Here is a 24,831-nt window from a genome sequence, read left to right on the forward strand (position 1 = left end):
ACCGGCAGCCACGGCTGTCACGGGCATCACGGCCGCCACGGCTGTCACAGCCGCCACCGGCGCCACGGCCGTCCCGTCACGTCACGGCAGGGCGTACGTCATGACGTACGGGACGGACGTCTCGCCGTGGCGGTACTCGAACCCGCCGGAGCCGGAGAGCCCGGCCAGGCCGCCCGTCCCCGACCCGGGGACGACCTCGAAGGTGCACCGGGTGCCGCCGGCGTCGAACGTGCCGTGCTGCTCCAGCGCGAACGACCCCGTGTGGCCGTCTACGGAGCCCGACAGCAGCTCCACGCCGGTGAACGTGCCGACGCTCTCCCCGGTGTACGTGATCGTGTAGGCGCAGGAGGTGGAGGGGGCCTCGATCCCGCCGGTGAAGGAGTTCACCACCGTGGAGCGGGCGAGCCGCGGGGCGGAGCCGGCCGGGCCGACCGGCTGCTCCTCCCAGTCGGCGAACGTGAATCGGCCCGTGGTGCGGATGGACACGGCAAAGCCTCCCGGGGGACGGGGCCGGGGAGGGCCTGTCCCGCCCCGGTACGGGAACCAGCCTGTCCGGGGTACCTGACACCTGCTGTCAGGTACCCCGGACGGCGCGGGGACAATGGCCGGCATGCGCGCCGACCGCCTCCTGTCCCTGCTCCTGCTGCTGCAGAACCGCGGCCGGATGACCGCACCCGAGCTCGCCGCCGAGCTGGAGGTCTCCGTGCGCACCGTCTACCGCGACATCGAGGCGCTGGGCGCCTCCGGCATCCCCGTCCACGCCGACCGCGGACCGGCGGGCGGCTACCGGCTCGTGGACGGCTACCGCACCCGCCTCACCGGTCTCACCGACAGCCAGGCGGACTCCCTCTTCCTCGCCGGTACACCCGGCCCCGCCCGCGATCTCGGCCTGGGCGCCGACCTCGCCGCCGCACAGCTCAAGCTCCAGGCCGCGCTGCCCGCCGGACTGGCCGACCGGGCCCGGCGGCTCCAGGGCCGCTTCCACCTCGATGCCACGGCCTGGTTCAGGGACGCCGACCCCGTCCCGCACCTCGCGCAGATCGCCCAGGCCGTCTGGGACCAGCGGATCCTCGTCGCGGGCTACCGCCGCTGGAACGGCGAGGTGCGCACCGGGCGCGTCCTGCACCCGCTCGGCCTGGTCCTCAAGGGCGGCATCTGGTACCTGGTGGCCCGGCCGGCGGACGAACCCGCCGCCGGGCCCGCCGGGACTCCCGCAGGGAGCCACCGGACCTACCGGACCTACCGCGTGTCCCGGTTCCTGGACGTGGACACCGCGCCCGGGACCTTCGTACGCCCGCCCGGCTTCGAACTCGCCGCGTACTGGGAGGAGTCCGCCCGGCGGCTGGACGACGCCCTGCGCCACCAGACCGCCGTCGTACGCCTCTCCCCGCGCGGGCTGCGGCTGCTGCCGATGCAGTTCGGCGCGGCCGGGAGCCGGGCCCTGGCCGACGCCGGGCCCGCCGACGCCGACGGCTGGACCACGGTCCGCCTGCCCGTGGAGACGCAGTCCGTCGCCGTCGGCGACCTGCTGCGCCTGGGGGCCGAGGCCGAGGTGGTCTCCCCGCCCGAGCTGCGCCGGGCCGTCGCCGGGACGGTCGCGGTTCTCGCAGAGCGATACCGGTGAACCGCTCCGTAGCGTCCCGACTACCCTGGCGCCATGACGATGCAGAAGACGGTTCATGTGAGTGTCGAGGCGATGCTGGAGGACCTCAGGACGCTCGTGGAAGTCGAGTCCCCGTCGCGTGACCACGCAGCGCTGACGGCATCGGCCCAGGTGGTGGCCGGGGTGCTCGAGAACCGGCTCGGCGGGCGGGCCGTCCTCATCGACAGCGAGGCCGGGCCGCACGTCCACTGGTCGGGCGGCGGCGAGCCCAGGGTGCTGGTCCTCGGCCACCACGACACGGTCTTCCCGCTCGGGACCCTCGAACGCCGCCCGTTCGCGGTCGAGAACGGCCACGCCACCGGACCCGGCGTCTTCGACATGCTCGGCGGCCTGGTCCAGGCCGTCCACGGCGTGGCCGCCCTGGAGGACCGGTCGGGCGTGGAGATCCTGGTGACGGCCGACGAGGAGGTCGGCTCCCACTCCTCCCGCGCCCTCATCGAGGAGCGGGCGCGCGCCTGCGGCGCCGTCCTCGTCCTCGAAGGCGCCGCCGAGGGCGGGGCGCTGAAGACCGGCCGCAAGGGCTGCGGCACCTTCCAGGTCTCCATCACCGGCCTGGCCTCGCACGCGGGCCTGGAGCCCGCGGCCGGGGTCAACGCCCTGATCGAGGCGGCCCACCAGGTCCTGGACATCGCGGCGCTCGGCCGGCCGGAGCTGGGCACCACCGTCACCCCGACCGTCGCGTCCGCGGGCACCCTGGACAACGTCGTCCCCGCGGAGGCGGTCGTCGTCGTCGACGTCCGCGTCGAGACGGACGGGGAGAAGGACCGCATCGAAGCCGCGTTCGCGGCCCTGGCCCCGCACCTGGACGGCGCCAAGATCGAGGTCCACGGAGCCGTCGGCCGGCCCCCGATGCCGGAGTCGGCATCCGCCGAGCTGTTCGCGGTGGCGAAGAAGCTGCTGCCCGGCCTGGAGGGCAAGGCCGTCGGCGGCGGCAGCGACGGCAACTTCACCGCCGCACTGGGCGTGCCCACCCTCGACGGCCTCGGCGCGGTCGGCGGCGGTGCCCACGCTGACCACGAGTACCTGGTCGTCGACCGCATGCCCGAGCGCGCCGCCCTGGTCACGGGCCTCGTGACCGCGATCCGCGGCTGAGGCGCCGGACGGCGTCAGCCCTCGAAAGCGGGCAGGGGCAAGCGCACCCTTCAGGCCCCCGGCTCACGGACCGCCGTCCGGCGCGGACCCGGGCGCTCGCCGTCACCGGGCTCGTCCCCGGCCCCCGGCTCAGCGCGGCGGTTCGACCTCCAGGAAGCGGCGCCGGCGCGGGCCGCGGTAGAGGAGGCAGACCCAGCCCAGCGGTTCCAGGGCGGCTGCGCAGGCTGTCAGGCGGTCCTGCTCCTCCTGGGCAGCGCCGCTGCCGGGCGGGCCGAGCCAGGACACCTCCGCCCGCCCGGCCGCCGGCTCCGGTCCGGCCGAGACCCGGTAGCCGGTCCGGGTGCGCCGGCCCTCCCCGTCCACCGCCGACGGGGGCAGGCCCGCGGCCTCCAGGGCCAGGGCCACCGCCCGCGGCAGCTGCCGCAGCTCCCACGGTGCGGGAACCCCTTCGCCCGCCCCGCCGTTGACCAGACGGCGGATCTGCAACAGCCCCTCGTACGCCGTGCGGACCTCGCGCGCACGCTCCGCCGTGGCCGGCACGGGCGGCCCGTCGCCGGTCGCCGGCTCGAAGGCCTGTCCGGGCTCGGTCAAGGGGCCACCGCCTTCCTCCGGCCTCCGGGGACTTGAGTACGTCACGGCCAACAGCCTGAGTATCCGCCCCCATTCCCGGGGCGGGCGCCGCTGCTCGAATGGGGCCATGACCTCCGACGCCCCGCGCGGCCCGCACCGCCGCCGCCCCTTCCGCCGCAGCCCGCGCATGCAGCACGTGGCCACCGCCGGCTCCGCCCTGGCCGTGGCGCTGCTGCCGGTCGTGGTCGGCGTCCTGGTGGCCAAGGGCATGGCCACCGACCCGCACGCCCCGGTCAACGCCCTCATCACCGGCGGAGGACAGCGGGCGGGCCTGCCGCGGGCCGAGTGGCGGCGCCGCGGCCACACCACGATGCGGCGGCTGCGCACGGCCCGGCGGAGCACCGTACGGCGCTGCGCCGCGGTCCGCGGGCGGCGGCCCGGCGCTTCCTGAGGGCGCGTCAGCGGCCGTACTCGCGCACGCACAGGTCCACGATCGACGGCGGCACGGTGCCCTCGGCGGCGCCGCACAGTTCGTCCATGCGGGGCGCGGGCGCCGGGACCGGGCCCTGCCGGTGCTTGGTCCGGGGCGGGGAGGGCTTGGGCGCATGCGCCCGCCGGGGCGAGGCGGCCGGCTTCACGGTCCGGGCGGCGGGCGGTCGGGCCCCCGGGGCCGGAGCACCCTGCGGGGCCCGCGGCTGCGGCTGCACAGGCAAGGGCGGGGCAGGCGGCGGGGGAGACGGCGAGGGGGACGGGGAGGGCCGGGGTGCCGGCGCCGAGGGGGACGGCGCCGCGGACGCGCCGTGGGCGGAGGCGGTCGGCCCTGCGGGCGGCCGGGCCTGCGGCACGGACGGGCGCGCCGGGGCCGGGTCCGGCGCGGGATCCGGAGCCGGGCCCGGGTCCACGGAGACACAGCCGGTGCTCGCGAGCAGCGCGACGAGGGACAGGGGCAGGGCCCGGCGTAGCTGCATCCGTCCACGATGCCGCACCGCCGGCCCTCGCAGGCCCAGGCGCTCACGCGTCCGGGTGACGGGCCGTCCGCTCCCGCCCGAACGGCGAAGCCATTGCTCCGGACGGGAATCTCCGTAGGCTGCCGGGGAACGTGGAACGGCAGTGCGGTTCCGGGGGAGGCGCGACCCCCGGCCCCTGCACGGCCCGCCCTCCCGCCCGACCCGCCGCGGAGCCCGCCCATGCCCCGACCCGCCGCGCCCGACGAGCCCACGCCCGGTTCCCCGCCCGCCCGGCCCGCCGCGCCGGGTTCCCCGCCTGCCGGACGCGCCGTGGCGGAGGAGTCCGTGCCCGGTTCCCCGACCGCCGCCGGAGCCGCCCCGGCCGCCGTCCCCGCTCCCGGCCCCCTCCGCCCCGTACCGGGCGCCCCGGCCCCCGACCGGGCGGTACGGCGCGCCTGGGGCGCCGTGATCGCCGTGGCGCTGGGGATCTTCTGCCTGATCACCTCCGAGCTCCTGCCCGTGGGACTGCTCACCCCCGTCGGGGACGCGTTCGGCGTGTCCGACGGGACGGCCGGGCTGATGGTCACGGTGCCCGGTCTGGTCGCCGGCTGCTGCGCGCCGCTCGTCGCCGTCGGCGCCGGCCGGCGGGACCGGCGGTTCGTGCTGTGCGGGCTCATCGCGCTGATGGCCGCCGCCAACCTCGCCGCCGCCCTCGCCCAGGACTTCGCCGTGGTGCTGGCCGCCCGCCTCCTCGTCGGGATCGGCATCGGCGGCTTCTGGGCGCTGGCCGGGGGGATCGCGGTACGGCTGGTCCCCGACCGGCACGTCGGCCGGGCCACCGCCCTCGTCTTCGGCGGCGTTCCCGCCGCGTCCGTCCTCGGGGTCCCGGCCGGCACCCTGCTCGGGGAGCTCGACGGGCTCGGCGGCTGGCGCGCCGCCTTCGGCGCGGTCGGCCTCCTCGGCCTCGTCGCGCTGACCGCCCTGCTCCTGCTGCTGCCCCCGCTGCCGCCGTCCCGGGCGGTCACGTTCCGCGAGCTGCCCGCCCTGCTGCGCGGCAACGGCGCCGTCCGCGCCGGCGTGGTCGTGACCTTCCTCGTGGTGACGGGGCAGTTCGCGGCCTACACGTTCGTCCGGCCCGTCCTCCAGGAGGTCTCCGGCATCGACGCCGCTCACGTGGGCACCCTGCTCCTCGGCTACGGGGCGGCCGGCGTCGTCGGCAACTTCCTCGCCGGGACGCGCGACGCCCACCGGACCCTGCTCGCCGTCAGCGCCGCCCTCACCGTCGTCCTCGCGCTGATCGCCACCCTGGCGGGTGCGGTCGCCGGGACCGTGCTGCTGCCGGCCTGGGGCCTGGTGTACGGAGGTGTCTCCGTCAGCCTCCAGCGCTGGATGCTCACGGCCGCCCCGGCGGCCGCCGAGGCCGCCACCTCGCTGATGGTGGCCGTGTTCAACCTGGCCATTGCGGCGGGTGCCCTGGCCGGCGGCGTCGCCGTCGACCGGATCGGCGCGGCCGCCGCCCCGCTGACGGGGGCGGCCCTGATGCTGCTGGGCGCCCTCACCGTCACCCTGACCGTCACCGTACGGGTCGGGGGACCCCGCGCCGCGGACGGCCGGAGCGGCTGACAGCCCGGACGGATCGGGCACTTCGGACAGCAGGCTTGACCCGGACCGTGCCGGGCGGCAAGAGTGCGCCGGTCGGACCCCGAGGGCCGACCGGCCGGGCGGGGGCCGGCACCGCACCGCCGCGCCGGCCCCCTGCCCCCTCCCGGGAGAGCACCGTGTCCCATCACCCCGACGAGAGCGGGCCCGACCCCGTCGAGCCCGCGCTGGTACGCCCGTACGCGACCCACCCGGCCGCGCCGCCGGCGCAGACCGCTCCGCTCTGGCCGCAGTCCGGCCCCTTCGCGCAGGAGTCCGGCCCCGCGGCCCCCGACGCCGCTGCCCCGGCCCCTGACGCCGCCTCGGCTCCGGCCCCGGCGCAGGGCCGCCGCAGCCACGCCCGCAGCCGGGAGCGGGCCGGTCGGCTCCCGTGGGCGGGCCTCGCCCTGCTCCTCCTCGGCGCCGCCGGCGGCCTGGTCTTCCTCCCGGGCGGCCGGGAACCGGAGCCCGAAACCCCGGCGAAGCGGCCCGACCTGTCCATACCGCAGCTCCCGGCCCGCAGCATCGACACCGCCGAGCCCTCGACGAAGGCGCCCGTACGCAGCTCCGCGCCCCCGGCGTCGCCGAGCCCCTCCCCGAGCCCCTCCGCCAAGCCGACGCCGCCGTCCGGTGCTCCGGCCCCGGCCCAGGCCGCCGCCCAGTCCGGAACGCTGCGCATGGGCGACCGCGGGCCCGAGGTGAGCGCCCTCCAGCAGCGGCTGTACGGGCAGGGGTTCACGTACGTCTCGGTCACCGGCGTCTACGACGGCCAGACCAAGCGGGGCGTCGCGCAGCTCCAGCGCGACCGGGACATCAAGGGCGACCCGACGGGCGTCTACGGCCCGGCCACCCGGGCGGCGTTCGGCATCTAGGCACGGACGGCGCAGGGCGGCGCGAGCCGGACGGGCAGCCCAACGGGCAGGCGGCCGGCCGGGCAGGTTAGCACCCCGTAAATCGGCTGGACCAGCGCAAATGCCGGGACGGAGAGTGGGCGCCGTCCGGCATTCACGACCACCGCAGTCCGAGGAGACGCCGCATGTCCACCCTGAGGGTCACCGTCGAGGAGCTGACCGTCCACGAGCACCCGAACGCCGACGCCCTGGAGCTCGCCCAGGTGGGCCTCTACCGCGCCGTCGTCGCCAAGGGCGCCTACCGCACCGGCGAGTTCGCGCTCTACATACCCGAGCAGGCCGTCCTGCCCGCCGGGCTGATCGAGGAACTGGGCCTGACCGGGCGCCTGGCCGGCAGCTCCGCCGACCGGGTCAAGGCGGTCCGGCTGCGCGGCGAGCTCTCGCAGGGCCTGGTGTGCCGGCCGGCCGCCCTCGCGGACGTGGACCTGGCTCAGGCGGCCCGCGAGGGAACGGACTTCGCGGAGCTCCTCGGCATCACCAAATGGGCCCCGCCGGTCCCCACGACCATGAGCGGCGAGGTGGAGGCCGCCCCCGAGCTGCTGCCGTGGGTCGACATCGAGAACCTCCAGCGCTACCCGCAGCTCTTCGAGGCCGGCGAGCAGGTCGTCCTCACGGAGAAGCTCCACGGCACGGCCTGCCTGATGACGTACCTCGCGCAGGACGGCCGGGTGCTCGTCTCCTCCAAGGGCTTCGGCTCCAAGGGGCTGGCCCTGAAGGAGGACGAGCGCAACCTCTACTGGCGGGCCGTCCGCGGCCACGGCGTCGCCGAGGTCGCCGCGAAGCTGGCGGCCCGGCTCGGCGCGAGCCGGATCGGCGTCTTCGGCGAGGTGTACGGGGCCGGCGTGCAGGACCTGGCGTACGGGACCGATGCGCGCTCCGCGGGGCAGGCGCCGGGGTACGCCGTGTTCGACGTGTCCGCCGAGATCGACGGACAGGTGCGCTGGCTGGACCCGGCCGCACTGCTCGCGGACGGCGAGCTGCCGCTCGTACCGAGGCTCTTCGAGGGCCCGTACGACCTCGATGCCGTGCTGGAGCTGGCGAGCGGCCGGGAGACGGTGTCGGGGCGCGCGGTGCACCTGCGCGAGGGCGTCGTCATCCGCCCGGCCGCCGAGCGGTACAGCCCGGTGGTCGGCGGCCGGGCCATCGCCAAGGCGGTCAGCCCGGCGTACCTGACGCGCAAGGGCGGCACCGAGTACGAGTGACGGCTGCCGCCGCGCTCAGACCAGGCGGGCGCCGCCGTCGACGTGCAGGACGGTGCCGGTGACGAACGGGTTGCCGACCGCGTACAGCACCGACCGCACCACGTCGTCGGGGGTGCCCGTCCGGCGGGCCGGGTTGCGGTCGGCCGCGCCCCGCAGGAAGGCCTCCTTGCCCGCGCCGAGCCGGTCCCAGGCGCCGGAGTCGATGATTCCGGGGGAGACGGCGTTGACCCGCAGAGGGGCCAGCTCGACGGCGAGCGCCTCGACGAGGAACGCCAGCGCGCCGTTGGCCGTGGCCATGACGACCCGCTCGGGGGCGGGCCGCCACGCCGCGACCCCCGAGAAGAAGGTGAACGAGCCGCCCTCGTTCATCCGGCCCGCCAGGTGCTTGGCGAGCAGTAGCGGGCCGAACACCTTGGCGGCGAACGCCCGCTGCACGTCGGCGAGGTCGAGCCCGGCCACCGGCCCGTTGGCGGGGGCGGCCGCGGTCGACACCACGTGGTCGACGCGGTCGGCCGCGGTGGCGAGCGCGGCGATCGCGTCCTCGTCGGTGAGGTCGGTGGGCCGCACCAGCGCCGGGCGTCCGTTCAGCGTGGCCGCGGTCGCCTCCAGGCGGCCGGTGTCCGGCCCGGCCAGGACCAGCTCGGCGCCCGCCGCCGACGCGGCCTGCGCCAGCCGGCGCCCGATGCGGGATCCGGCGCCGATGACGACGATCCGCCGGCCGTCGAGCGAGTCGTGCAGAAGAGAGGTGTGCATGGGAACGGTCCTTGCGTAGGTGGAGGCGCATGCGCTCGCGCAGGCGCGGGCGTGGGGGGACCGGTCGCGGACCGGCCCCGGCGGGCTCCGGCCCGGTGCGGCCGGCCTTGGCCACGACTCTCTCCCGGGCGGAGGCCATACGTCCAAGACTTGGTTTCTACCGCTGCCATAACCTCTGCTCATGGCAACGCTGCGTCAGCTCGCATACCTGGTCACCGTCGTGGACACCGGCTCCTTCACCCGCGCCGCCGAGCTGCTCCACGTCTCGCAGCCCGCGCTCTCGCACCAGGTGCGCGCCCTGGAGCGGGACGCCGGGGGCCCGCTGCTGGAGCGGCTGCCCCGGGGCGTCCGGCTCACCCCCACGGGCCGCGCCATGCTCCCGCACGCCCGCGCCGCGCTCGCCGACGCCGAACGCGCCCGTACCGCCGCACGCCGGGCCGCGGGCCTGGACGGCGGTGAGATCCAGGTCGCCGCCGTCTACTCGGTCACCCTCGGGCTGCTCCTTCCCGTCCTGCGCCTCTGGCACGAGCGCCACCCGCGCACCCGCGTGCGGCTGCTGGAGTTCCCGCACACCGACGCCCTGACCGCCGCCATGGCGGCCGGCCGGGCCGACCTCGCCGTCGGGCCCGCGCCCGGCGCCTGGGACGGGCCGGTGCGGGAGCTGGGGCACGAGGAGTTCGTCGTCGCGGTTCCGGCGGCGCCCGGCCCCGCGGAGCCGGCGCCGGGCGGGGAGCCGGCCTCCGGCCGGGTGCGGCTCGCGGACCTCGCCGACCGGCCGTGGGTGCACTACGCCCCCGGCAACGGGCTGGCCGAGGTGGTGGACCGGGCGTGCGAGGCGGCCGGCTTCCGGCCGCAGGCTGCCGTACGGACCGAGCAGACCGCCGCGGCCCCCCTGCTGGCCGCGGCCGGGCTGGGGCCCGCGCTCGTGCCCGAGAGCGTCCTGCCGCCCGGCTTCGCGGGCCGGGTGCTGCGACCGGAACCGCCGGTGCGGCGCCTGCTGGCCGCCTACACGCGCCCGGACCCCGACCCGCTCACGGCGGCCTTCCTGGAGACCGTCACCCGCAGCGTCCGCCTCGCCCCGGCCGACGGCGCCTGACGGCGGCGCGCACGGCCGCACGCACGGCCGCACGTCCGCGCCACGCCCGCCGCGGCTGCCGCCGTCGGCGCGGCCCTTCGTGGTGGGATGTCGCAAGGATCGATTTCACCAGCTCACGAGAGGTCGGGCCGATGTCCCAGGAGCGTCAGCAGGACACCATGCGGGCGATGGCGTACGAAAGGTACGGCGGGACGGAAGTGCTCCGCGAGACCAGGCTGCCGCTGCCGAAGGTCGCGCCCGGCGAGGTCCTCGTCAAGGTCAGGTGCGCCGCGGTCAACCCCGTCGACTGGAAGATCATGGCGGGTGGCCTCGACGGCCTGATGGACGTCGTGTACCCGGTGGTCCCCGGCTGGGACGTCTCCGGAACGGTCGAGCGGCTCGGGATCGACGTGCCCGAATTCTCCGTGGGCGACGAGGTCATGGCGTACGCGCGCAAGGACCACGTGCACGGCGGCACCTTCGCGGAGTACGTGAGCGTGCCCGTACGCGCCCTCGCGGCCAAGCCCGCGTCGCTCGGCTGGGCGGAGGCCGCCGGGCTGCCGCTGGCCGGGCTCACCGCGTACCAGCTGCTGACGCGGCTCGCCACCGGCAAGGACGACACCGTGCTCATCCACGGCGCGGCGGGCGGGGTCGGGTCGATCGGGGTGCAGATCGCCCGTGCGCTGGGCGCGCGCGTCATCGGCACCGCCTCGCCGCGCAACCACGACCGGCTGCGCGAACTCGGGTGCGATCCCGTGGAGTACGGGGAGGGGCTGGTGGACCGGGTCCGGGCACTCGCCCCCGACGGAGTCACCGTCGCCGCGGACTTCGTCGGCGGGGTCCTCGACGTCACGCGGGCGGTCCTGGCCGAGGGGGGCCGCCACGCCTCCATCGCCGACCACACCGTGCTCGGCGCGGGCGGGCAGTGGATGTGGGTGCGGCCCGTCGGCAGCGACCTCGCCGAGCTGGGCCGGCTGGCCGACGCCGGGCAGCTCCGGGTCACCGTCGCGAAGACCTTCCCGTTGGCCGACCTGGCCGAGGCCTTCGCCCTCAACCAGGAGGGCCACACGGCCGGCAAGATCGTCATCGAACTCTGACCGGCGGGCCGCTGCCGCGGCCCGCCGCCCGGAAGACCGCCCGGGGCGCCGCCCCGGACGGCGGGGACCGGGTCAGTGCAGCGTCGGCACGGCCCCGCCGTCCGCGTGCTGCACGCCGACCCCCCGCAGGTCCGCGGACCAGCCCCGCGCGATCGCGGCGAGGCGTGCCGCGTCCGGGGGGTCCTGGCCGAGTCCGATCGCGTAGCGGGCCGCGGTGGCCGAGGTGTCGAAGGGGCGCGGCCAGGCGTGCGCGCCGTGCACGCCCGCCTCGGCGAGCGCGCCGAGCAGCGCGCGCATCCGGCCCCGGGCCCGCCCGAGCAGCTCCTCGAACTCCGCCTCCGACGCCGCCCGTACGTCCACCACCGCCCACGCCGCGTGCCGCCGGTGCAGGGGTACCGGACCGGGCACCCCGGCCCCGGCGGCGGGGTCCGCCTCCAGGTGCTCCCAGGTCTGGTAGAGCTCCTGGGCCAGGAGGTCGCGCAGCCCTGGCAGGACCTGCGCCGTGCAGGTGCGGACCGGGGCGGACGGGGTGAGGACCGTGAGGGGGCCGGGGTCCGGGTCCGCGTCGGGCTGCCCGGGCGGGGCGGCCAGGGCGACCGGGATGCGCCAGTCCCAGGCGGCCCAGGTGCCGAAGAACTCGCGCAGCAGGGCCGCCGGGGAGAGGTCGGCGGCCTCCCGGGCCGTGCGGGCCGCCAGGACCGCCCAGGCCAGACCCGGCAGCCCCCCGAACGGAGCCGAGTCCAGGCCGCGGGCGCGCGCCCAGGCCTTGACCTGCCGGGCCAGCGCGGTGAACGCTGCCTGCCGGGGGCCCTCGTCGCCCACGAAGGCCCGTACCGCCTCGGCGTCGCCGACCGCGCTCAGGGCGGTCGCCGCCGCCTCGCCGAGCTCGGCCCGCCGCTCCACCGCGCGCGCCGGATCCAGCGCCCCGGTGGCGACGACCACCAGGTCCACGTCCAGCCCGTCGGCCCGCAGCCGCAGCCCCGGCACCCGCGCGCCGGTGACCTCGCGCAGCCGCCCGGCCCGCGGCAGCGCCGCCGCGACCCGCTCGCGCACCTCCGCGATCCGGGGGGTGCCCGGGAGCGCGGCCACCAGGTCCAGGTCGGCCCCCGGCAGGGCGCAGCCCATCCGCCGGGACCCGGCGAGGTGGACCACCCCCTCGCCCAGGGCCTGCCCGATCGCCGCGGCGAGCGACTCGGCCCGCGCCGCCTCCTCGGCCTGCGGGGCCTCCTCGGCCTGCGGTCCCGGCTCCGGCAGCCACCGGACCGCGCCGGTCCCCAGCTCCACCGTCGCCCGTACCCGCATCGGCTCGTCCCCGCGGCGCGAGAGCACCGCCAGTTCCCCGACGCGGGCCCTGCGGCCGCCCTCGCCCAGCCGGGCGGCGAAATCGGCCACCGCCCTCTGCGGGTCCCGGCTGCGTCCGAGCGTCAGGTGCGGGGTGAACCCGTCACCGCGGCCCCGGCATCCCGGGAACCGCGCGGCCAGCGCCTGCCACAGCTCCTGCCAGGGCGCCTCGCCGACCGCCGCCGGGTCCAGCCAGACCGTGGCGTCCTCCCGGTGCCCGAAGCCGTGCACCCCGGCCATCCGGACCGGGAACGGCGCCCGGCCCGCCGCTGCTTCGGCCAGCAGCGGCAGCGCCTCCTCGAAGGAGGACTCCGGCACGAACCCGAACAGCAGGTTCACGTGCGCCGGCCACCGCCGGTACCCCGGGTCGTGCGCCTGTCGCAGCCCGTCCACGACCGGATCGCGGGGCGGCAGCCACGCCACCGCCGTCCGCGCTGTCGCCGGCACGTCGAGCACCGCGGCGCCCCCTGCGCCGCCGTCCGGCCCGGCGAGCTCCACGGTGGCCTCGAGCCCGTAGTGGTCGGAGACGAACAGGCCCTCCGCGGCGGGCGAATCGCCCCGCAGCGCGGCCCGACCGACCCGTGCCCCGGCCGAGCGCAGCAGGATGCGGTCCAGCCGGCCGGGCCGTCCCGACAGGCTGCCCACCGCCGCCAGCGGATTGGCCACCGGGTCGAACGTCGGCGTGCCGTCCTGCGCCCCGTGCACCTCGCTCCAGGCGTCCCGCATCGCCAGCGCGGCCGCGGGCCCCTCGGCCCCGCCGCGGCCGTCGTTGAAGTCGCCGAGGAGCGCCACGTCGGCCTCGATGCCGCCCAGCCCCTCGGCGATCCGGGCCAGTTCGGCGCTGCGCCGGTCCGCCCCGTTCTCGCTGTGATCGCTCGTCAGGTGGACGGAGGCGACGACCAGCGGCCCGGCCGCCGTGCGCACCGTCACGGCGGACACGGCCTTGTACGGCCCGAGCACGTGCAGGCCCGCCTCCGCCACCGGAAGCCGGCTCAGCACGAGCAGCCCGCTGGAGGCGACGTCCTTGCCGGCCGGGTCGGTGCCCACCGTGTACCGGGCCCGCACCCACGGCTGCGCCAGCAGCATGCCGAGCAGCTCGGGCTCGACCTCCTGCAGCGCGATGACGTCGGCGTCGGCGGCCTCCAGCTCGGCCAGCAGCAGCGGCCGGCGCCGGGCGGTGTCGATGCGCGGGGCGTCGTACCGGTCCCACAGGGTGTTCCAGGTCAGCAGCCGCACCCGTGACGGTGCACCGGTCCCGTCCCGGCCCTCGGCGGGGCGCCAGGCACCGCCGCCCGACGGGTCCCAGGCGTGCGGGGTCCGGGCGGTGAAGAACGGGGCCCGCAGCAGGCGGGGGTCGCGGACCCGCCCGGCCGTGGTGGAGTCGATCCGGTCGACGCCGGTGGCCCGGTCCCAGACGAGCTCGCCGTCCGCCTCGACGAACAGCACCCGGTGCCAGGGAATCTCCCCGCCGGGCACGAACGAGTGGAACGGCACCCGCTTCGGCGCGGCCCCGCGCTGGTGCAGCCCGATCACGAACCGCGCCGGGTCGAAGCGGGGGTCCCACTGGATCCGGTGGTAGAGCTGCTCACTGGTACGCATCAGCCGTTCCCGCCGTTCCCGCCGTCCACGGTACCGGGGGTCCCGGCGGTGCCGGCCGTCCCGAGGCCGCCCGCGGTGTCCTCGACGGTGCCGGACGCCCCGATGTAATGGGTGCGGTGCGCCTGCGCCTCGCCCGGATACGGCGGGCTGAACCGGTGCAGCTGGGAGGTGAGCACCTGCGGCGGCACCGGATGCGGACGCAGGGCGTTGCGCCGGACCAGCTCCGCCTCCTCGACCAGCACCACGGCATGGGTGACCAGCGCGCCGCGCCGGGCCGCGACCGCGCCGGCCAGCCCGCGCTGCTGCCCGGTGAGGGAGGTGGCGTCCCACACGACGGTGCCACCGGCGGCGAGCGCCGCGTCCAGCCGGTCCAGCCCCTCGCGCAGCACGTCCGGGTTGGACCGCTGGTCGGCGCGCGAGCCCCGGGCCGTGCGCAGGTCGTCCAGGCTGATGTACGCGGCCACGCCCGGCAGGCTCCGGGCGTACGTGCTCTTCCCGCTGCCCGAGGGCCCGCACAGCTGCACCAGCCGGGGGAAGCCGCCGCCGCGCCAGCGCCACGTCGCGGCCACGGCCTCCTCGGGGGTGGAGATCCCGCCCCGCCCGAAGGCCTCGCGGGCCTCGGCCCAGCACCGGTCGGCCGCGTCCGCGTCCAGCCCGGCGAGGGCCGTGCGCAGCCCCGCCCGCAGCGGGCCCAGCGGGTCGGGGCCGAACAGCCCCTCATCCTGCGCGTACAGCGCCGACCACTCCACGCACTCCCGCGCCCCGGCATCCGCCGGACCCCCGGCCGGCCCGCCCGCGGCCACCGCCAGCGCGTGCAGCACCCCGAGGTCGGCCGCGGCGGCCATCCGGACCAGCCCGGCCCGGCGTTCGGCGTCCGGGAAGGGCCGCCGCAGCCGCGGGTACAGCCCGACCAGGTCGGCGACGCGCCGGGCCAGCGGCATCCCGGCCGGGCCCGCCGCCAGCCGCGCCGCGATCCGGGCGCGGGGCGCGCGGTGCAGTACGGCGGCCAGGACCCCGGCCAGCCGGGCATCGCCGGTACGGCCCAACGCGTCCAGGCGGCCGGTCACTTCGGCGACGACGTCCGGGCCGGGGGCGGCATGGCCTGCGGGGGCGGCATGGTCTTTGGGACCGGTGCGGCCTTCGGGACCGGCGTGGCCGCCCGGACCGCCCGGGGCCCCGGCCTCCATGCCGACGCCGGCCGACAGCGCGGCCGCGTCCGGCTCGGAGCCCGACCGCACCGCCCAGAGGGCGGCCTGCGGGCCGAGCCCGTTCGGCACCACCGCGGCGTACATCCAGTGCGTGTCGGTCTGCACGTGGCCGCCCCGCACCCACTTGGCCACGCAGCGGCCGAAGTCCGCGCGGGCGAAGCCGGCGGTGGTCCGCACGACGTACCCCTCCTGGCGGGAGGTGTCGAGGCGCAGCCTGCGCAGCGCCCGCTCGTCGAAGACGCCCCGCCACAGCACGCGCGGCACGGGAATCCCCAGGCCGTGGAGGAAGCGCACGGTCCGGTCCCAGTCCAGGCACTGGTCCGCGTCCCACACGGAGAACCCGTAGAACCAGCTGTCCAGGTCCTCGTAGGGCAGGGAGTGGCGCGCGTACAGGTTCTCCCCGCAGATCCGCCGGCCGGCGGGTATGCCGGAGCCGATGCGGCCTTGCAGGCCCTTGACCCAGGCCCGCGACGGGTGGTGGCCGGAGTCGAGGGAGCGTGCGTGCAGGCCGTCCGCGTACAGGGTGGTGTTCTCGCCGTCGAGCTTCTCGGTCACCACGACCTCGCGCCCGGCGAACCCCGCCAGGGAGCCGGCCCGCACGTCGTCCGCGGCGGCCCCGGGCGACCAGGGCAGATGCGGGGTGCGGGGGTAGGGGGTGCGCATGACGGGCTCCTGCCGGACGAGGTGGTGCCTGGTCACTGTAGGTATCCGAAGCCCCCCGCTCCACCCATTAACCCCCCGTCCCTGCACCGGAAGGCCGGCAGCGGCCGCCGCGCCGGGCCGTCTCAGCGGCAGAGGGCGACGATGGCCGGGGAGACCCTGCCCTTGGCCGCTTCGCAGAGCGCGGCCATGTCATAGCCGTGTCCCGGCACCGGGTACGCCTCCGCGGGCCGTCGGAGCGGCGTGGCCGGCGCCTTCGCCGGGTGCTCGGGGCGGGGCGCGGGCCGGCCCCCGGCCCGGCGCGGGGGCGTGGGCCGGGGGCCGTCGTACCGTACGGCGGGCGGCCGCGGTGCCTCCGGCGCCGGGTCGCCGGAGGGAGTCGGGGAGGGCGAGGGCGTCGGCGCCGACGTCGGCAGCGGCCCCAACGGCAGGGCTTCGACCACGCGTTCGCCGCGGGCCGCGCCCCCGGCCGCCGCCGGTCCGTGCGGCCGGACGGTCACGCACCCGGCGGTCGGCGCCAGCACGGCGAGAACGAGCGGCAGGGGCAGTACGACCCGGCGTAAGTCCATCCGCCCACCCTGCCCGACGAACGGCCCCGGCACCCAAGCCGTCACGCGTACGAGTGAGCCCGGCCCCGACGGGGCCCCTGTGCGGAATCGTTCGGCCCCGTTCGGTGCGGGGCCCCCTGCGCCCCCGCGCCGGTGGGGGCGGGGGGTGGCTGCGGCTTCCGGGCCCCCTCGGTTCCGGGGCGGGGCCCTGCCCCGGGCGGGCGTGCCGGGGCGGCCGGACCTGCCCCGGATGCCGCGGTCGGGGTGGTCCTCACGTGGTCGGACCGGAGGGGTTCATTCCGCCAGTCCGCACGGAGACGGTACCAGGACGCGGCGCGGAAAGGTAATGGGGAGGTGTGGTTTTGGTAAAGGGAAGGTTGGGAATCGGGTCGCCGCGGCCGGGGAAATCCGGCCTCCGCGGCCCGCGGTCCCGCAGCATGGGGGGCATGACCGACAGTGCGATCACCTACACCCTCTACATCCAGGCCGATCCCGCCCGGGTGTGGCAGGCCCTCACCGAACCGGCCTACACCCGCCGGTACTGGGGCGTGACCTTCGAGACCGACTGGGCGGTGGGCTCGCAGATGGAGTGGGTCGAGCGCGGGGCCCGCACCCGCGATCCCGAGCAGGTCGTGCTCGACTGCGTCCCGGACCGCAGGCTGTCGTACACCTGGCACACCTTCACCCCCGAGTGGGCGGAGTCCGTCGGGGTCCCGGAGGAGCTGCGGGCCGAGCTCGCCGCGCAGCCGCGCACGAAGGTGACGTACGAGATCGAGCCGGTCGGGGACACCCTGGCGCGGCTGACGATCCTGCACGAGGGCTTCGAGCCGGGCGGCACCCTGATCGACATGTGCGGCCGGGCCTGGCCGAGGCTCGCGAGCAGCCTGAAGACTTTGTTGGAGACGGGGGCTCCGCTGCCCGGGCCGCCCGGCGGCACCGCACCCGGTCCGGCGCACTGAGCCACCCTGCCCGCCGGCCGCCCGCGGCGGTCGTGTGGAATGGGCCGTATGGGGACAGCAGACAACCTGATACGCCAGGGGGCCGGCCCGGCGGAGGGCGCCGAGGGGGCGGCCCCGCCCGAGCACTGGCGCTACACCCGGCACCTCGAAGCCCTGGCCGCGGCGGCCGCGGGCGGCCCCGAGGCCGGCCCCGACCCCGATGCCGCGGACCGGGCCGAGGCCGCGGCCGTGGCCGAAGTGCTCCGCGATCCCGACCCGGTGATGGCCGAGAGCGCGGTGGTCACCCACCTCGACCGCCGCGCCGCCCGGCTCCTGGACGACCCCCGCTTCCCCGCCTGGGCCCGCGCCCTGGGCGCCGCCCTCGGCGAGCGCGCCTTCCCGGCCCGCCGGCTGCGCGAGTGGGCCCTGCTCAAGGCGATCGGCGCCGGCGAGCCGTGGTCGGCCGAGGACCTCACCGGCGCCTCCGACTGGTGCCAGCGCACCGCGGCCCAGCTGCTCACCTCGTACGAGGCCCTCGGCCTGCTCGCCGCATCGGCCCGCACCCGCCGCGTCCGCAACGCCGCCGCCGGCCGCCTGCGCCGCCGCAGCCTCACGGCCTGATCGCGCCACCACCCGGCACCGGGGCCGCAGTTGCGGCGGCTCTGCTCGGACTCCCGGCCTCCGCACGGAAGTTGCCGGCGCCGCGGGCCGCCGACGGCGGGAGGGACCCCTCGCGCGAGGGACTCGACGCGGGGATGAACCTTGACAAAAAGGGGCAAAATAAGGAGGTGGCGGCCGAGGATTTCGCTCCTCTGCCCGATGGTCTCGTCATTCACCCATCCGGAGGTTTAAGGTCTGGCTACCTGGCCAGGTATCAGCGCCGATCCCATGCCGTCCACTGGAGGCTGCACTCCGTGTCGCACCTTACGCAAGCTCCCGTCACCACCCCCGACGGCGAGCCGGCCCTGCCCGTTCCCACCGCCTACGGCCAGGTCGACGGGTGGTTCTCCGACTACGACCAGGCGCTCTTCGACTGGTTCCTGACGCACCAGAACGAAAGCGGGCACGAGCCGGGCGATCTCCTGGAGCTCGGTGCGTTCATGGGCAAGAGCGCGATCTTCCTCGGGGGCTACCTTCGGGGCGGCGAGGAGTTCACGGTCTGCGACCTCTTCGGCTCGCCCGCCCCGGACGAGTCCAACCTGGCGGAGACGCAGGACTCGTACCCCACCCTGACCCGCCGCGGGTTCGAGACGAACTACCTGGCCTTCCACGAGTCCCTGCCGACCCTCATCCAGGCCCCGACCTCCGTGGTGGCCGACCGGGTGCGCCCGGCGAGCTGCCGGTTCGTCCACATCGACGCCTCGCACCTCTACGAGCACGTCGTCCAGGACATCGCCTCCTCGAAGAAGGTGGCCGCCCCGGGCGCGGTCGTGGTCTTCGACGACTACCGCTCCGAGCACTGTCCCGGCGTCGCCGCCGCGGTCTGGGGCGCGGTGGCCACCGACGACCTGCACCTGATCTGCGTGTCGGCGTCGAAGCTGTACGCCACCTGGGACGACCCCGCCCCCTACCGGTCGGCGCTGCTCGCCTGGCTGGAAGGCCGCGAGGACCTGTGGCACGGGGTGGACGTCGTCGCCGGCCAGCCGCTGGTCCGCATCGGCGACCACGGAGCCGTCCCGCCGCGGCAGCCGAAGCCGCTGCGCCCGGCTCCCGAGCCCGCCGCCGCGACGTCCGCGCCGGCGCCCCGGCCCGCACAGCGCCCGCGGCCCGGCGCGGCCTGGCGCAAGCTCGCCAAGGACGTGCTCCCGCCGGTCGTCACGCGGGCGATCGTGGCTCAGCGGCGCAAGCGCCGCTGAGCCGGCCGCCGCGGCGCCGAGCCGTCGGCGGCCGGCGCAGTCAGCGGCCGCGCCGGACGCGGGCCGCGCGGCGGGCCTCGGCCAGGGCCTTGGCCTCGGCGGTCTTGCGGGACTCCTTGCCCTTGCCGGAGCGGCCCGGGCGGCTGCCCATCCCGCGGAAGCCGAGCTCCGACCCGGAGGGGCGGCCCTTCGCGTCCGTGGGCTCGGCGCCGGCCAGCGGCACGCCGGGCGGGGTCTTGGCCCCGGTGATCCGGCTCAGGGCGGCCTCGCCGGAGCGGACCTGGGTGATCGTCGGCCGGATCCGGGCGTCCGACATCAGCCGGACCATGTCCCTGCGCTGGTTCGGGGTGACCAGCGTGACGACCTTCCCCGACTCGCCCGCCCGGGCGGTCCGGCCGCCCCGGTGCAGGTAGTCCTTGTGGTCGGCCGGCGGGTCCACGTTCACGACGAGGTCCAGGTCGTCGATGTGGATGCCGCGGGCGGCGACGTTCGTGGCGACGAGTACCGTGACCGCGCCCTCCTTGAAGCGGGCCAGGGTCCTGGTGCGCTGCGGCTGCGACTTCCCGCTGTGCAGCCCCTCCGCCCGTACGCCCATCGCCCGCAGGTGCTTCACGAACTGGTCCACGCCGTGCTTGGTGTCGAGGAACATCAGCACCCGGCCCTCGCGGGCGGCGATCTCGGTCGCCGACGAGTACTTGTCCGCCGCGTGGATGTGCAGGACGTGGTGGTCCATCGTGGACACCGTCGCGGCCGACGGGTCGACGGAGTGGGAGACCGGGTCCTTCAGGTACGAGCGGACCAGCTGGTCGACATTGCGGTCCAGGGTGGCCGAGAAGAGCATCCGCTGCCCGTCCGCGTGCACCTGGTCCAGGATCTCGGTGACCTGCGGCATGAAGCCCATGTCGCACATCTGGTCGGCCTCGTCCAGCACCGTGATCCGCACTCGCTCCAGGTGCACGTCACGCCGGCCCACCAGATCGCTCAGCCGCCCGGGGGTGGCCACGACGACCTCCGCGCCGGTGCGCAGCGCGCTGACCTGACGGCCGATGGACAGCCCGCCGACCACCGCGGCCATCCGCAGCCCCAGGGCCTGTGCGTACGGGCTCAGCGCCTCGGTCACCTGCTGGGCCAGCTCGCGCGTCGGTACGAGGACCAGGGCCAGCGGCCGCTTCGGATCGGCCGTGCGGCCCGCGGTGCGCGCCAGCAGGGCCAGGCCGAAGGCAAGGGTCTTGCCGGAGCCGGTGCGCCCGCGGCCGAGGATGTCGCGGCCGGCCAGTGAGTTGGGCAGGGTGGCGGCCTGGATCGGGAAGGGCTGCGTCACCCCGGACTCCGCCATCGTCCGCAGCAGCTCGGCGGGCAGGCCGAGCTCGGCGAACGACTCCGCCGGCGGCAGGGCCGGGGCCGTCGGCTCCGGCATCGCGAACTCGCCCTGCAGGGCGGTGGCGCGCGGGGCCTTGCCGGCCGTTCGGGCGCCGGCCTTGGCGGCGCCCTTCGGGGCGGCCTTGGCCGTGGGCCTGACGCCGAAACGCCCGTAGGGTGACGGGTTCCTCATGCAGAGCCTTCCGTGGGACACGAAAAGGGAAATTTTACCATCGGGGGTTCCAGCGCCTCCTTGGAGGCGGGCCCCAGCTCACCGGACCGCAGCCGGGCCAGGTGCGCCCGGGCCTCCGCGGTCGCGCGGGCGAACCAGTCGGCGATGACGGCGACCTCGTCGGGGGTGTACTCGGCGAACACCGCGGCGAGCCGGGAGTAGAACGGCTCGTACACCTCCACCACCCGCCGGGCGGCCGCGGGGTGCGCCACCACGCGGACCCGGCGCCGGTCGGCCGGGTCCGGCCGGCGCTCGGCGTACCCGGCGCGCTCCAGGCGGTTCAGGACGCCGGTGACGGCGCCGGTGGTGAGGCCGGTCAGGGCGGCCAGGTCGCCGGCCGAGAGCGGCTGCTCCCCGGCTCCCAGGATGTGGCCCAGGCAGGTCAGGTCCGTGACGTTGAGCCCGAGCAGCTGCGCCACCTCCTGCTGGCCGATCAGGCCGAGGGCGACGTAGTGGTCCATACGGGAGATCGCCTCCCCGGCCGTGGCCGGGGGGCGGGACTTGCCCTGCACCCAAGTACTCCTTAGCATCTAAGTTACTTAGCTCGCGAGATACTTCCTTCGTCAGATGTTTATCTCGCGAGGTAAATGTTCTGTCCAGGCCGAGCCTACTTCGGGAGAACCATGAGCGCGCACGGACACGTCGACCTCGGACACACCGTCGCCGGGTGGACCGGCACCGCCCTGGCCATACTTGGCAGCGCCGCGGCGGCCGTCGGCATCTGCCTGTCCTGGGCGCCAGGCCTGTGGATCGGCCTCGCCCTCGTCCTCGCGGCCGGCCTGGCCACCTGGCTGCTGCACCTCGCCGGCTGGGGAAAGCCGAGCGGCCCCCGTCCCGCCTCGGCGTGGGACTGGCGGGTCCGGGACGCCGCCGCCGGCGCCGGCCACGAGGACTGCCTGGGCTGCCGGGCCGCAGGCCGGGCCGCCGCGGCTTCCGGGACCCGGGCGGCCGAACTCTCGCCCGCCCCGGACGGCACCGCCTGACCTCGGAAGCGGGCAGCAGTTCGAGCGGTCCCCGGTTGGCCGCACACCGGGTGTGGCGTACGGGACGGACGGGCAGGATCGAGACGGCTGCACCGTACGTGCGGCCCGCGCGGAACGTTGAGTAAGGATCGGCACCGATGGCAACAGGCACCGTGAAGTGGTTCAACTCCGAGAAGGGATTCGGATTCATCACGCAGGACGAGGGCGGCCCCGACGTGTTCGTCCACTTCTCCGCCATCCAGTCGTCCGGCTACCGGTCGCTGGAGGAGAACCAGAGGGTCGAGTACGAGGTCGTCGCGGGCCCCAAGGGCCCCCAGGCGGAGAAGGTCGTCCCCCAGTGACGCCGCTTCACACGATTGCCCTGTGACGGCAGTGGGCCCCGCCCGAGGCTTCGGGTGGGGCCCACTGCCGTACGGGCCGGAAGGCCGGCCCGTACGGCCCGGCGGGGCCGGCCTTCCGGCGGGAGTCAGGCCTCCCGGAGGGTGATCGCGGCGACCGGGCAGGCCCGTACCGCCTCGCGCAGCAGCGGGCTGCCGTGGCCGCCCTCCCGGCCGGGCAGCACCCGGCTGAACCCGTCGTCGTCCTGGGTGAAGACGTCCGGTGCGGTCAGGGCGCACTGGCCCGCGCCGATGCAGACGGCGGTGTCGATGTCGATGCCGGCGACGCCACGCCGGTCGGACACGCCGCTCACCAGGCCACGGGCAGTTCGAGCATGCCCTGGATCGTGTCGCCCGGTTTGAACGGGATCCGCTCCGGCTCCTGCGCCAGTCGCAGTCCGGGCAGCCGCTCGAACAGCGTGCCCAGCGCGATCTCCATCTCGGCCCGCGCCAGGTTCTGCCCCAGGCACTGGTGGATGCCGAAGCCGAAGCCCAGGTGGTGGCGGGCGGGACGGTGCCAGTCCAGGACGTCGGGCTCCGCGAAGACCGCGTCGTCGCGGTTGATGACGGAGGTGGAGAAGACCACCCCGTCGTCCGCGCGGATCACCGTCCCGGCGACCTCGATGTCCTCGGTCGCCACCCGGAGCATGCCGTCCGCGATCGACAGGAAGCGCATCAGCTCCTCCACCGCGGCCGGGAGCAGCGCGGGGTCGGCGCGCAGCTCGGCGAGCTGCTCGGGGTGGCGCAGCAGGGTGAAGGTGCCGAGCGAGATCATGTTGGCCGTGGTCTCGTGTCCCGCGATCAGCAGGATCGCGGCCAGCGAGACCAGCTCCTCGACGTCCGTCTCGCCCCTCTCCAGCCGCCGGGCGACCAGCTCGTCGAGCAGCCCCTCGCCCGGCTCCGCCCGCTTGCGCTCGATCAGATCGGCCAGGTAGCCGTTGATCCGGTCGCGGGCGGTCTCCACGTCGGAGAGCTCCGGGCCGCGCAGCAGCCGCCTGGACTGCTCCTCGAAGAACTCGTGGTCCTCGTACGGGACCCCGAGCAGCGCGCAGATCACCATCGAGGGCACGGGCAGGGCGAAGGCGCTGACCAGCTCCGCCTGCGGGCCGTTCGCGACCATCGCGTCGATCAGCCGGTCCACGGTCTCCTGGATGCGGGGCCGCAGGGCCGCCGTCCGCTTCAGGGTGAAGCTCGGGATCAGCATGCGGCGCTGGGTGTTGTGCACGGGGTCGTCCACGCCGAGCAGGGCGGTGCGGCGCCGTTGCAGGCCCTTGAAGCGCTTGGTGGGGGTGGGGAAGGAAGCACGGTCGCGGTCGGAGGACAAGCGGGCGTCGGCCAGCAGGGCGCGCGCCTCGGCGTGCCCGGTGACCACCCACACCGAGCGGCCGTCGAAAAGCGTCACGCGGGACAGCGGCCGGCCCGCGCGGAGCGGCTCGTAGGCGGCGGGCGGGTGGTAGGGGCAGGTTCGGTCCTGGGGGAAGGCAACGGTTTCTGACATGCAGCACCTCATCGGCATGGTTCCGTGTTTCCGTCTCGCCTGAAACCCATTACATGCCCTGGGCACCTATCCCACCTATGCCACTTTCGGCCAGACAGCGCACCTTTCCCCGCAGTGGCCCGAAGGCGCCCCACCCGTCAGAGGTGCGCCTCGAGGAGCGCCCGCAGCTCCGTGCGCGACAGCGGGCCGGCCGCGTGGGCCACGGCCTCGCCTTCCGCGACGACGACGGCGGTGGGGGCGCCCGTGACGCCGAACCGCCTGGTCGTGGCCGGGCAGCGGGTCATGTCCGTCCGCACGGCCGTCAGCCGCGGGCCGAACTCCTCGACCGCCTCGGCCACGAGCGCGTCCATCGCCCGGCAGGCCTCCAGGGCCTTGGGCCAGGTCCCGGTGAAGTAGGCGAGGACCGGCCCCGGCGCCATCCGGAGGATGAAGTCGAACTCCGCGTCCTCCTGCGGGCGGTGGATGTGAGGTGCCATGTGCGGCGGTGCTCCTGTTGCTGTTGCTGTTGCTGTTGCTGGTCCGGTTGCCGTTCCTGCCCGCCGCGGCCCCCGGCGCCGTCCGCCGCGTGCCGTGCGCTGAGCCCATCATCGCCCCGGCCCCGGACCGGCCACGGGCCGGCCCCTCCGGATACCGCCGGAGCCCGCCATGCGGGCCGGCATTCCGGGCCGTCCTGCGACCGGGGGCGCCACCGCCGCCGCGGTGCGTTGTCAGTGCCGCCTGTGAAGCTGGCGGCATGGACGACAGGATGCTCCGGCGCCGGGTCTACGGCGCCGACCACGAAGACCCCGACCCCGGCCCGCGCCCCGGCCACGTCTACGGCGAACTCGTGGGCGGCCCCCTCGACGGGCTCCTGCTCGACGTCACGGGCTGGAGCGCCCGCCGTCTGGCCGAGGAGGCCGCCCTCCCCACGGAGATAGGCCGCTACGGGGCGGGCGGCCGGGCCCACTACCGCCGCCGGGCGGAGGATCCGGGCCACTGGGACTGGGCGGGCGACAGCCGCTGACCGCGCCGCTCTCGCCGCTCTGGTCGGGCGCCCGGCCACCGGCCCCCTTCCGGGTGGTCGAGCTGAACCGGGCGGTCGCCGTCCCCACGGCGAGGGCCCGGCGGCGGTGCTCCCGCTGGTCGGCGCCCGGCCCGGGAGCCGGCGCTGCGCGCCCGCCACCTGCTGCCGAGCGTGCGGGGAGGCCTGCCGGAGCGGGCCGGGCGGCGCGAGGAGGTCCGTGTCCGGTTCGCACGGGCGGACTCGGGCACCGGCGACGGCCGCGAACGGGCTCGAACGGGCTC

At 76.4% G+C, this 24,831-nt stretch carries 26 protein-coding genes; 14 read left to right on the forward strand and 12 right to left on the reverse strand.

Annotated features, from left to right (window positions below; translation table 11 throughout):
• Positions 1–81: 81 nt before the first annotated feature.
• The gene (locus AB0953_RS17200) at positions 82–486 is read right to left on the reverse strand and encodes a DUF3224 domain-containing protein (RefSeq protein WP_366860296.1); all 405 of its coding nucleotides are present in this window, start codon (positions 484–486) and stop codon (positions 82–84) included.
• Between the two features lie 124 nt (positions 487–610).
• Here AB0953_RS17200 and AB0953_RS17205 point away from each other — a divergent pair, with 124 nt between their 5' ends.
• On the forward strand, positions 611–1,624 hold the full coding sequence (locus AB0953_RS17205; protein ID WP_366860297.1) for a transcriptional regulator: 1,014 nt from the start codon (positions 611–613) through the stop codon (positions 1,622–1,624).
• Positions 1,625–1,657: 33 nt separating this feature from the next.
• Entirely contained in the window at positions 1,658–2,755 is a 1,098-nt protein-coding gene (locus AB0953_RS17210) for a M20 family metallopeptidase (RefSeq protein WP_366860298.1), read from the forward strand.
• A 129-nt stretch (positions 2,756–2,884) separates the two neighbouring features.
• On the opposite strand, the gene AB0953_RS17215 is transcribed toward AB0953_RS17210, so the two are convergent.
• Positions 2,885–3,346 (reverse strand): hypothetical protein, encoded by a 462-nt coding sequence (locus AB0953_RS17215; protein WP_366860299.1) that lies wholly within the window; start codon positions 3,344–3,346, stop codon positions 2,885–2,887.
• Positions 3,347–3,452: 106 nt separating this feature from the next.
• Here AB0953_RS17215 and AB0953_RS17220 point away from each other — a divergent pair, with 106 nt between their 5' ends.
• Positions 3,453–3,776: a hypothetical protein gene (locus AB0953_RS17220; RefSeq protein WP_366860300.1), complete on the forward strand. Its 324-nt coding sequence runs from the start codon at positions 3,453–3,455 to the stop codon at positions 3,774–3,776.
• A 7-nt stretch (positions 3,777–3,783) separates the two neighbouring features.
• Here the strand turns inward: AB0953_RS17220 and AB0953_RS17225 are convergent, their stop codons facing one another.
• Complete coding sequence (locus AB0953_RS17225) at positions 3,784–3,963, reverse strand: hypothetical protein (RefSeq protein ID WP_366860301.1); 180 nt, start codon at positions 3,961–3,963, stop codon at positions 3,784–3,786.
• 549 nt (positions 3,964–4,512) lie between these two features.
• Here AB0953_RS17225 and AB0953_RS17230 point away from each other — a divergent pair.
• From AB0953_RS17230 to AB0953_RS17240, 3 genes are all read left to right on the forward strand, one after another.
• On the forward strand, positions 4,513–5,895 hold the full coding sequence (locus tag AB0953_RS17230) for an MFS transporter (protein ID WP_366860302.1): 1,383 nt from the start codon (positions 4,513–4,515) through the stop codon (positions 5,893–5,895).
• A gap of 155 nt (positions 5,896–6,050) precedes the next feature.
• Positions 6,051–6,782, forward strand: a complete 732-nt coding sequence (locus AB0953_RS17235; RefSeq protein WP_366860303.1) for a peptidoglycan-binding domain-containing protein — start codon at positions 6,051–6,053, stop codon at positions 6,780–6,782.
• A 164-nt stretch (positions 6,783–6,946) separates the two neighbouring features.
• On the forward strand, positions 6,947–8,023 hold the full coding sequence (locus AB0953_RS17240) for an RNA ligase (ATP) (RefSeq protein ID WP_366860304.1): 1,077 nt from the start codon (positions 6,947–6,949) through the stop codon (positions 8,021–8,023).
• Between the two features lie 15 nt (positions 8,024–8,038).
• Here AB0953_RS17240 and AB0953_RS17245 read toward each other — a convergent pair whose 3' ends face one another.
• Positions 8,039–8,776: an SDR family oxidoreductase gene (locus AB0953_RS17245; protein ID WP_366860305.1), complete on the reverse strand. Its 738-nt coding sequence runs from the start codon at positions 8,774–8,776 to the stop codon at positions 8,039–8,041.
• Positions 8,777–8,957: 181 nt separating this feature from the next.
• Here AB0953_RS17245 and AB0953_RS17250 point away from each other — a divergent pair, with 181 nt between their 5' ends.
• Entirely contained in the window at positions 8,958–9,872 is a 915-nt protein-coding gene (locus tag AB0953_RS17250; RefSeq protein WP_366860306.1) for a LysR family transcriptional regulator, read from the forward strand.
• Positions 9,873–10,003: 131 nt separating this feature from the next.
• Positions 10,004–10,948: an NADP-dependent oxidoreductase gene (locus tag AB0953_RS17255; RefSeq protein ID WP_366860307.1), complete on the forward strand. Its 945-nt coding sequence runs from the start codon at positions 10,004–10,006 to the stop codon at positions 10,946–10,948.
• A gap of 72 nt (positions 10,949–11,020) precedes the next feature.
• On the opposite strand, the gene AB0953_RS17260 is transcribed toward AB0953_RS17255, so the two are convergent.
• From AB0953_RS17260 to AB0953_RS17270, 3 genes are all read right to left on the reverse strand, one after another.
• On the reverse strand, positions 11,021–13,888 hold the full coding sequence (locus AB0953_RS17260) for a poly(A) polymerase (RefSeq protein ID WP_366860308.1): 2,868 nt from the start codon (positions 13,886–13,888) through the stop codon (positions 11,021–11,023).
• Positions 13,888–15,759 (reverse strand): RNA ligase family protein, encoded by a 1,872-nt coding sequence (locus tag AB0953_RS17265; protein WP_366860309.1) that lies wholly within the window; start codon positions 15,757–15,759, stop codon positions 13,888–13,890. The genes AB0953_RS17260 and AB0953_RS17265 overlap by 1 nt, the downstream gene beginning before the upstream one ends.
• Before the next feature lie 122 nt (positions 15,760–15,881).
• Positions 15,882–16,325, reverse strand: a complete 444-nt coding sequence (locus AB0953_RS17270; RefSeq protein WP_366860310.1) for a hypothetical protein — start codon at positions 16,323–16,325, stop codon at positions 15,882–15,884.
• Positions 16,326–16,750: 425 nt separating this feature from the next.
• Between AB0953_RS17270 and AB0953_RS17275 the strand changes: the two genes are divergently transcribed.
• The 3 genes from AB0953_RS17275 to AB0953_RS17285 all read left to right on the forward strand — a co-directional run bounded on the left by AB0953_RS17275 (position 16,751) and on the right by AB0953_RS17285 (position 19,098).
• On the forward strand, positions 16,751–17,263 hold the full coding sequence (locus tag AB0953_RS17275; RefSeq protein ID WP_366860311.1) for an SRPBCC domain-containing protein: 513 nt from the start codon (positions 16,751–16,753) through the stop codon (positions 17,261–17,263).
• Between the two features lie 48 nt (positions 17,264–17,311).
• Complete coding sequence (locus AB0953_RS17280; protein ID WP_366860312.1) at positions 17,312–17,863, forward strand: hypothetical protein; 552 nt, start codon at positions 17,312–17,314, stop codon at positions 17,861–17,863.
• Between the two features lie 344 nt (positions 17,864–18,207).
• The gene (locus AB0953_RS17285) at positions 18,208–19,098 is read left to right on the forward strand and encodes a class I SAM-dependent methyltransferase (protein ID WP_366860436.1); all 891 of its coding nucleotides are present in this window, start codon (positions 18,208–18,210) and stop codon (positions 19,096–19,098) included.
• A gap of 40 nt (positions 19,099–19,138) precedes the next feature.
• Here AB0953_RS17285 and AB0953_RS17290 read toward each other — a convergent pair whose 3' ends face one another.
• Both AB0953_RS17290 and AB0953_RS17295 read right to left on the reverse strand, forming a co-directional pair.
• Complete coding sequence (locus AB0953_RS17290; RefSeq protein ID WP_366860437.1) at positions 19,139–20,515, reverse strand: DEAD/DEAH box helicase; 1,377 nt, start codon at positions 20,513–20,515, stop codon at positions 19,139–19,141.
• Between the two features lie 131 nt (positions 20,516–20,646).
• Entirely contained in the window at positions 20,647–21,201 is a 555-nt protein-coding gene (locus tag AB0953_RS17295; RefSeq protein WP_366860313.1) for a MarR family transcriptional regulator, read from the reverse strand.
• 111 nt (positions 21,202–21,312) lie between these two features.
• Between AB0953_RS17295 and AB0953_RS17300 the strand changes: the two genes are divergently transcribed.
• Both AB0953_RS17300 and AB0953_RS17305 read left to right on the forward strand, forming a co-directional pair.
• Positions 21,313–21,672 (forward strand): HGxxPAAW family protein, encoded by a 360-nt coding sequence (locus AB0953_RS17300; RefSeq protein WP_366860314.1) that lies wholly within the window; start codon positions 21,313–21,315, stop codon positions 21,670–21,672.
• A gap of 137 nt (positions 21,673–21,809) precedes the next feature.
• The gene (locus AB0953_RS17305; RefSeq protein WP_366860315.1) at positions 21,810–22,013 is read left to right on the forward strand and encodes a cold-shock protein; all 204 of its coding nucleotides are present in this window, start codon (positions 21,810–21,812) and stop codon (positions 22,011–22,013) included.
• A 125-nt stretch (positions 22,014–22,138) separates the two neighbouring features.
• On the opposite strand, the gene AB0953_RS17310 is transcribed toward AB0953_RS17305, so the two are convergent.
• The 3 genes from AB0953_RS17310 to AB0953_RS17320 all read right to left on the reverse strand — a co-directional run bounded on the left by AB0953_RS17310 (position 22,139) and on the right by AB0953_RS17320 (position 24,023).
• Positions 22,139–22,354, reverse strand: coding sequence for a ferredoxin (locus AB0953_RS17310; protein ID WP_366860316.1), 216 nt, complete (start codon positions 22,352–22,354; stop codon positions 22,139–22,141).
• 5 nt (positions 22,355–22,359) lie between these two features.
• On the reverse strand, positions 22,360–23,547 hold the full coding sequence (locus AB0953_RS17315; RefSeq protein ID WP_366860318.1) for a cytochrome P450: 1,188 nt from the start codon (positions 23,545–23,547) through the stop codon (positions 22,360–22,362).
• A gap of 137 nt (positions 23,548–23,684) precedes the next feature.
• Positions 23,685–24,023 (reverse strand): thioredoxin domain-containing protein, encoded by a 339-nt coding sequence (locus tag AB0953_RS17320; RefSeq protein WP_366860319.1) that lies wholly within the window; start codon positions 24,021–24,023, stop codon positions 23,685–23,687.
• Positions 24,024–24,280: 257 nt separating this feature from the next.
• Here AB0953_RS17320 and AB0953_RS17325 point away from each other — a divergent pair, with 257 nt between their 5' ends.
• Positions 24,281–24,550, forward strand: a complete 270-nt coding sequence (locus tag AB0953_RS17325) for a hypothetical protein (RefSeq protein ID WP_366860320.1) — start codon at positions 24,281–24,283, stop codon at positions 24,548–24,550.
• The last annotated feature ends 281 nt before the right edge of the window (positions 24,551–24,831 follow it).

The organism is Streptomyces sp. NPDC046866 (assembly GCF_040704625.1).
Lineage (GTDB): Bacteria > Actinomycetota > Actinomycetes > Streptomycetales > Streptomycetaceae > Streptomyces.